Annotated in this window: 14 protein-coding genes; 6 read left to right on the top strand and 8 right to left on the bottom strand. The window is 37.7% G+C overall.

All coding sequences use genetic code 11. The annotated features are described in order from the left end of the window. Positions 1 to 22: 22 nt before the first annotated feature. The 7 genes from IEX12_RS19855 to IEX12_RS19875 form a co-directional block, all read right to left on the bottom strand. Positions 23 to 388: a hypothetical protein gene (locus tag IEX12_RS19855; RefSeq protein ID WP_088049382.1), complete on the bottom strand. Its 366-nt coding sequence runs from the start codon at positions 386 to 388 to the stop codon at positions 23 to 25. A gap of 108 nt (positions 389 to 496) precedes the next feature. Then, positions 497 to 676: a damage-inducible protein DinB gene (locus IEX12_RS23600; RefSeq protein WP_155555473.1), complete on the bottom strand. Its 180-nt coding sequence runs from the start codon at positions 674 to 676 to the stop codon at positions 497 to 499. Between the two features lie 113 nt (positions 677 to 789). Next, the gene (locus IEX12_RS19860; protein ID WP_088049381.1) at positions 790 to 1,140 is read right to left on the bottom strand and encodes a DUF2200 domain-containing protein; all 351 of its coding nucleotides are present in this window, start codon (positions 1,138 to 1,140) and stop codon (positions 790 to 792) included. A gap of 128 nt (positions 1,141 to 1,268) precedes the next feature. Further along, positions 1,269 to 1,943 (bottom strand): serine/threonine protein kinase, encoded by a 675-nt coding sequence (locus IEX12_RS19865; protein ID WP_102415668.1) that lies wholly within the window; start codon positions 1,941 to 1,943, stop codon positions 1,269 to 1,271. 153 nt (positions 1,944 to 2,096) lie between these two features. Beyond that, positions 2,097 to 2,678, bottom strand: a complete 582-nt coding sequence (locus tag IEX12_RS19870) for a DUF4256 domain-containing protein (protein WP_102415669.1) — start codon at positions 2,676 to 2,678, stop codon at positions 2,097 to 2,099. 246 nt (positions 2,679 to 2,924) lie between these two features. Further along, positions 2,925 to 3,026, bottom strand: a complete 102-nt coding sequence (locus IEX12_RS23940; RefSeq protein ID WP_503826796.1) for a hypothetical protein — start codon at positions 3,024 to 3,026, stop codon at positions 2,925 to 2,927. After that, a complete protein-coding gene (locus tag IEX12_RS19875) occupies positions 2,983 to 3,126 on the bottom strand; it encodes a hypothetical protein (protein WP_230856225.1) in 144 nt (47 codons plus the stop codon). The genes IEX12_RS23940 and IEX12_RS19875 overlap by 44 nt, the downstream gene beginning before the upstream one ends. Before the next feature lie 406 nt (positions 3,127 to 3,532). Between IEX12_RS19875 and IEX12_RS19880 the strand changes: the two genes are divergently transcribed. From IEX12_RS19880 to IEX12_RS19890, 3 genes are read left to right on the top strand one after another with little or no spacing between them, the layout of a single operon-like run. Next, entirely contained in the window at positions 3,533 to 3,910 is a 378-nt protein-coding gene (locus IEX12_RS19880) for a GntR family transcriptional regulator (protein ID WP_088049378.1), read from the top strand. Then, positions 3,907 to 4,770, top strand: a complete 864-nt coding sequence (locus tag IEX12_RS19885; protein WP_088049377.1) for an ATP-binding cassette domain-containing protein — start codon at positions 3,907 to 3,909, stop codon at positions 4,768 to 4,770. Before IEX12_RS19880 ends, IEX12_RS19885 begins: the two co-directional genes overlap by 4 nt. 1 nt (position 4,771) lies before the next feature. Continuing rightward, positions 4,772 to 5,551, top strand: a complete 780-nt coding sequence (locus IEX12_RS19890) for a hypothetical protein (RefSeq protein WP_088049376.1) — start codon at positions 4,772 to 4,774, stop codon at positions 5,549 to 5,551. A gap of 132 nt (positions 5,552 to 5,683) precedes the next feature. On the opposite strand, the gene IEX12_RS19895 is transcribed toward IEX12_RS19890, so the two are convergent. Continuing rightward, entirely contained in the window at positions 5,684 to 5,995 is a 312-nt protein-coding gene (locus tag IEX12_RS19895) for a hypothetical protein (protein WP_188725759.1), read from the bottom strand. Between the two features lie 72 nt (positions 5,996 to 6,067). On the opposite strand from IEX12_RS19895, the gene tnpA reads away from it, so the two are divergent. The 3 genes from tnpA to IEX12_RS19910 all read left to right on the top strand — a co-directional run. After that, entirely contained in the window at positions 6,068 to 6,394 is a 327-nt protein-coding gene (tnpA, locus tag IEX12_RS19900) for an IS66 family insertion sequence element accessory protein TnpA (RefSeq protein WP_088049269.1), read from the top strand. After that, positions 6,388 to 6,744 (top strand): IS66 family insertion sequence element accessory protein TnpB, encoded by a 357-nt coding sequence (gene tnpB, locus IEX12_RS23945; RefSeq protein WP_088049270.1) that lies wholly within the window; start codon positions 6,388 to 6,390, stop codon positions 6,742 to 6,744. The genes tnpA and tnpB overlap by 7 nt, the downstream gene beginning before the upstream one ends. Positions 6,745 to 6,842: 98 nt before the next feature. After that, on the top strand, positions 6,843 to 7,040 hold a 198-nt coding region (locus IEX12_RS19910; RefSeq protein WP_286171307.1), incomplete at its 3' end, for an IS66 family transposase.

Genomic DNA, 7,040 nt, shown 5'->3' on the forward strand with positions numbered 1-7,040 from the left:
GAAGGAGACTTTCGGAAAACTGTTAAATACTAGTGACCTCTCCGTCTTCTATCATTTTTCTTTGCTCCTCAATTACCTTTTGAAGATCGTTATCTGATGTATTGACTTTGTATAAATAAGATAGGGCTTCTTCTTTTCTATTGTTTTTATACAATGCGGTTGACATACTGAAATTAAAGGCATTTGCTGATTGCGCAGTTTTAGATGGATTTTTAATATTTGAAAGATCATGTAAAAATATCTCTGCATTATCCGTTTCATTATATGCCTCCAAAATTTGGTTGTACTCTTTGACAAAGTGTCTGTCTTTTCTCTTATCAAGATATAGTCCAACCGCTACGTACAAGATAAAATGAATAACTGCAGCTAAAACAGGGACAAACACCATTAAAAAGGTGCTTTTGGGTGCGTATTGCAAAGGGAGAGCCAAAGCTATTATTTAAAAAATTCCGGATTCGTACCCGATTTGAATAAACCTCTTTCACTTTTCACTCTTTTACCTTGTTAATTTCGTTGCCCTACTCATCCCTAAACCCATTAGTAACATCGATAAGAGGACAAACAGTACCCAGTAACTATTGCTGCCAACTGCTAAAATTAATCCTGTGAGTACTGACAAAATTGATGTTAATTGATATGCCAACCACTTTATATCTTTTAGTACTGGCCAGTTCACCACTTCACCCCGACAACATTGTACAAAATTTTGTAAAGATTAGTGCGCGATTTTAATAATTACTTAAAAATAAAGCGATATAAATGGAATCAGTGTTTCTTCGTTTTTAATTATTATTTCCGCAAAATCTTCTCCATCACTTTTCCCTTTGCTAACTCATCGATTAGCTTATCCAAATAGCGAATTTCCTGCATCGTTGGTTCTTCGATATCTTCCACTCGGACGCCGCAGACTACACCTTTGATCAAAGCACGCGCGCGATTCAATTGGGGAGCTTCCGCAAAGAAGGTCTCAAAGTCTGTCTGTTTTTCCAGTTGTAATTCTAACTCTTCCTGGCTATATCCTGTCAACCAACGGATAATTTCATCGACTTCTGATTTGGTACGTCCTTTTTTCTCTGCTTTCGAAATATAATGGGGATAAACTTTTGCAACACTCATGGTATAAATTTTATGTTTGGTCATGATACATCCTCCCTTAATTATTCTGTTAATGGCCCGATAAATGAACATTTTATTCGGCTAAAGCGCCGTTTTAGGAAGATAGCTATCAACTCCTGTACAAATACATTGAGTGAGGGAGGCTAGTTCCTCTATTTTTTATATAAAAAATTTACAACAAATTTTATAAACTCTTCATACGAAGAAAAATATTTATTCCGCCGGTTATACCACTTTCGAACCGTTTCCATTAACCAAAATGGTACAGACTTCTCATCAATTAAATGATAGTATTGTTCATATCCTTTTTTTAAATGCTCCCATCTGAAATCATTACCTGGCAGTATGTATTCCGAGACATCAAGTATTTTTGCTCTTCCGTTTTGTAGTAAAATATTTTTCAAATGGATATCACGTGGGTTAAGCCCCTTCGTACGAACATATTCTCTTGCATCCTCCACGTCATTTATAACCTGTTCCGGAATGTGAATCCCTTGTAGGACGCAGTCGAAAAGAGTCTTTCCTTCTTCGTAGCTTAAAACGAGGCATTCGTCATAAGCAGCAAAACATGTTGAAAAGAAAGGTGAATCTCCTAATTTTTGATAAACATTTGCTTCCACTTTTACTTTAGCTATTTTGTCCTTGGCATATTTTTTAAATGCATAAGCTGGGGCGTTTAAAGATTGAAAAACGGCCGCATCTGTCCCCACACCGATACATTTCAAATCATCAGCGTGACCACTTATGGTTACAGGCTCGTTATTTGGATTTGAAAAAACAGTAGTCTTGGAAAGAGAATCCATTGCTATATCCCAATCGTTTTCCATATATCTATCTCTCCATTCATTAATTAAAGAAAACTACATAATCCAAATACTTTATTAAGAATTGACGAATGGCGCCTAATAGTTGAAAAATGAAATTACAGCCCTCCCCAGGTGATCCGTTCTCACATTCACATTTTGTTGTCTGGGCAAAACTTAGATCCTTAGCGAGCCACGGAACCCTCTGGCAGCATAGTAAGATTCCGCACCATTGTGATACACGAAGACGTGCCCGTAACGATAATCGCAAAAAAGGGCACCGCCGCGTTCTCTAATATCAGAAGGTGTTTGCACCCAACTCGACGTTTTCTTATCGAAATTTTCAAGTTCCTGCATTGCTCGATATTGTTCTTCTGTTAAAATTTCAATGCCCATGGCAGCTGCCATATCAAGCGCGTTATTTTCTGGTTTATGTTTTTTCCTTGACTCCAGCGCTTCACGGTCGTAACAAACACTTCTGCGACCTTTAGGACTTTCCGCTGAACAATCATAAAAAATGTATTCGTCCTTCTTTTTATCATGACCAACAACATCCGGTTCACCGCCAGTTCTTTCCATTTCATGGAGCGACCACAGTTTTTCCGTATTAGCTTCCAGTTTTGATTGGACTTTAGCCCATTCAAGACCTTTATGGCGGTGCATGTTTTTCTCGAAACGGGCTTTCAATCCTCCGAGTAATTCTTCGCGTTGTTCTGGTGACAACTCCTTTTTATTGCTGATTTTATTTCCCTTTGTCATGTTAATTTCCCCCTTATTGTTTTTACTCATAATGGCTTAAATATATATATAAAAATTGTTTTATAATTAATCATTTAAATAACTGTGTAAATTCAGTTTACATTAAAAGGCATGATTAAGTAAATCCATTCCTCCACAATCTGGTCAGATTCAAAAGGGGGCACTATTCGATTAGCGAACTCTTTTCCTGAATAACATTACTTTTAATATAAAAGTATTATTTTAAAGTTTGATATCTAAGGAGTGTTACATTAGAGACCTCGAGCTAACATTTTTTGCGTTAGCCTGGTCTTGCATCCATAGATCAATCGAGTCCTTTGTAAACAAAATGCGATTGCGCAGCTTCAAATACGGTATCTCGTTCAGCTTCACGAGATAATAAACCGTATTGGTATGAACCCCCCAAATAAGCCGCGACTTCTTTCACCGTGATCGTACTTCTTTCCAAAGCGGAAGCCCCCTTTCGTTCCATTTGAAATGAGGAAAGCAGAAATAATCCAACTGAATCGGAAAGCATCCCTTTCTACCATTACCATCGAAACAAATCCGGAATGGGTGGCATCGGATTGGAAAAAAGTTTTATTCTTTTCGCACATTGGGGCACTCGATTCATTTCCTCGTTTCCATGAATCAAAAAGGTATCCCGAAACACCCGTCTGCTTCGGGAGCCATTTGTTTATGTATCTGGACGAAGCCAATGACCTCTCCCATCCCCCATTCCATATATGCTTTTGCCTATTTTTATTCTTTTTCCTTTCCAATATTGACTGTGAATAAAATAACTGTTATTGTTATACACATAAGTATATAACCGTATGAGTGTATAACAACTTTAAGAATAGTGGGAGATATCAATGAGGGGACCTTTTGATCAAGATAAACCAATTTATATGCAAGTGCGTGAAAAAATTGAAGATCAAATTATTAAGTATCAGCTAAAAGAAGGGGAGCAGGCACCCTCTACAAATCAACTTGTAAATTTTTATAAGATTAACCATGCCACAGTATCTAAAGGAGTTAATCAATTGGTTGATGAAGGTATTCTTTACAAGAAGCGAGGGATTGGTATGTTTGTTGCAGCGGGGGCCAGAGAAAAACTTATTCAAAAACAAAAAGAATCCTTTATGGAAGATTATGTTGTCAAATTAGTTTATGAGGCTGATAAGTTGGGATTCACTCAAAATGACATCATTCAATTCATTAAAAATGTGAAAGGTCGTGATACAAAATGAACATTAAGGTAAAAAATTTAAGTCTAACCTATCGTAATCACGTGGCTCTTAAGGATATAACACTCGAACTAAGCGGTGAGAAAATATATGGCCTGCTGGGAAGAAATGGGGCTGGCAAAACATCGCTTCTCTCTGTATTGGCATCATTCCGTGAAGCCTCATCAGGTTCCATAACCATCAATGGCGAAGAACCATTTGAAAATGCTAAAATCATGCAGCAAGTTGCCTTTATGTATGACAAAGACTATAAAGATGAATCGGATAATGTAAAAGATATGCTACAAGACATACAGCGCTATCGCCCTAATTTCGATATGGATTATGCGGAATATCTTATTGAGAAATTTAAACTCAACAAAAAGAAACCGGTAAAACAGTTTTCGAAAGGGATGCAATCTGCCTTGAATGTCATTATTGGTTTATCGACTAGAGCACCGGTAACCATCTTTGATGAGGTATACCTTGGCATGGACGCTCCTTCAAGAGATATATTTTACAAAGAGTTATTAAAGGATCAACAAAATCATCCGAGAATCATGATCCTTTCCACTCATCTTGTATCTGAAATGGATTATTTATTTGATGAAGTCATTATAATAAACAAAGGTAAATTTCTGCTGCAGGAAGAATACAATTCCCTTATCTCAAAAGGGGCTACGATTACTGGGAACAGAGAACTAGTAGATAATTTTGTTCAAGCAAAGGAACAGATTAACGTACAACAATTGGGCGATACGAAATCGGTGATGATTTACGGGGAACTCGATGATCACGAACGAAATACTGCATTGGCTAAAGGACTTGAGGTAGCACCGGTCTCCCTTCATGATTTGTTTGTCCATTTAACGGAGGAGGAATAATATGAAACAAACCACAACTTTCCCTAAGGTTGCAAAAGATATGTTTTTGGTTCAGTTGTACTGGGCATTTGGATTCTTAGGTATCATGCTGGTCATTCACATTGTTAAAATAATAACAGCATTTATCCAAGGAAATGAAGTAGACAGTTACTATAATTCGGTTTTTGTTGCAGCCAATATATTTATGCTTGTTATTGGGCTGATATCTGTTTACTTTCTCCCCCATTATGCAGGAAACGGTGTGACAAGAAAGGATTATTTTAAAGGGGGACTTCTGGCTTCTATTGGATTATCTGTTGTTATTCCAATTATTGCAATCTGCATATCTGTAATAGGACAATTCATTTTAAAAAATATGGCTAACATAGGTTTAAAAGAACCAAATCTTAATGAAGTGGTATTAGATATTGATAGTAATATTATTGGTGATATTGTACAGTCTGTCATTTTAACTCCGTTCGTTGATCCCGGGAGCAATTGGATCTTAGCCATTGGTTTATTTAGTTTAAACATTTTTATGTATTATTTAGTAGGCTGGTTCATTAGTGCAAGTTTCTATCGATATGATACGATAACAGGTCTAGGATCTATCCTTCTTGGACTGATTAGTTTGACCTTAGTAGACGTGCTAATACGGATGTCTCTGAATTTACCTGTGGCTGACAGGTTTTCATCCCTGGATTTACCAGCAGTCATTACAATTCCAGGTATATTCGTTATAATAGTTATTATTATTTGGATAATCCGCGTATTGACAAAAAGGGTTTCTATTAAAATGTAAATCATGTCTGAAAAAAGCAATAAAAATAATCCCTCCTGTTCATTAGCCGGCCGCGAGGGATTATTTTTTAGAGGCCATATATCTATTGAAAAAAATTGGAATTTTTAACTTCCTTCTCTTGTACTACTCTTTCTACTTGTTTGCTCTCCAAATGCTCCAACGATCTTTTTCTTCAATAACTTCGTCGTTACTTAACTTCCCATCAATATGAGATATAAGTTCTTCTAACTCTGCATCACTAAGCTCAAAAAGAATAGAACGACCTTTCCTTGATTTAATCTCCTTAAGTAAGTCCGTCTTTGAAGTGTATTTTTTTCTCGTTTCCCAAAGTTTGATTTCTTGAACATCTTTAAAACCAGCAATTTCTAGTTGTTTCTTTACTTCGTGGCCCGTATAACGCCTTCTTTGTTCAAGTTTTTTAAGGTTTGGAAACGTAAGCGTCAAGTACTACCCACCTATGATTCATGAGCTTATCATGCGATAATCTCCTTAGAAATTAATTCGGGAGGTTTTGCAATGACCCAAGCAGACAAAAGAATAGAATGGAAAGCGCGGTTTGATGCCTGGAAAGCAAGTGGGTTAAGTGTGGCCGAGTGGTGTCGTAAACAAGGTGTAAAAGATCATCAAATGTATTATTGGATACAGAAATTTGAGTACGATACTCCAAAAAAGGAAACATCGGAAACGCAATGGCTGACGGTCAAAGTTGATGAACCGATCAATGTCACTACTGGACAGGAGCCTGTATTCATTCATTTCGGGGCTATTTCCGTTGAGGTACGTCCAGGAGCTAATATGGCCGTATTATCCGATGTTGTCCATGTGCTACAAAATCAATGTTAACGAATGCACCAATTGAACGGGTCTACTTAGCTCGCGGAAGTACGGATCTCCGAAAGTCTATAGATGGTTTGGCCGTTATCGTAAAGGAATGCTTTGATCTCGACCCTTTTTCTCCCAGCGTCTTCGTATTCTGTAATCGAAAACGCGATAAGCTCAAAATTCTTCAATGGGAACATAACGGGTTTTGGTTGCATTACCGTCGGTTGGAACGCGGAACATTCCGGTGGCCATCTGAAAAGGATTCCGGCGCCGTGCGTATTAACCCACGGCAGTTACGCTGGTTGTTGGACGGGTTACCACTCGAACAAAAGCAGGCACATCATGAAGTAAAAGCGCGTACCATCCTATAAATAAAGTGAAATATGGGAAAATGGGAATTCGACTAGGCAAGCCGGGTTCCTTCCCTTATACTTAAGGTATGGAAAATACGGCGCAATCACCAAAGGCAATGGAATACTATAAAGAACGTGCTGAAAAGCTACAATTGGAAAAGGAAGCTTTAGAGGCAAAATTAAAATGGTATGAGGAGCAATTTCGCCTAAGCCAGCGACAACGATTCGGTTCTTCCAGCGAGAAAACCAATCCAGACCAACTTTCCCTTTTTAATGAAGCTGAGGACACAGCTGACTCAACAATCGAAGAACCA

The organism is Lentibacillus populi (genome assembly GCA_014642895.1).
Lineage (GTDB): Bacteria > Bacillota > Bacilli > Bacillales > Amphibacillaceae > Lentibacillus_C > Lentibacillus_C populi.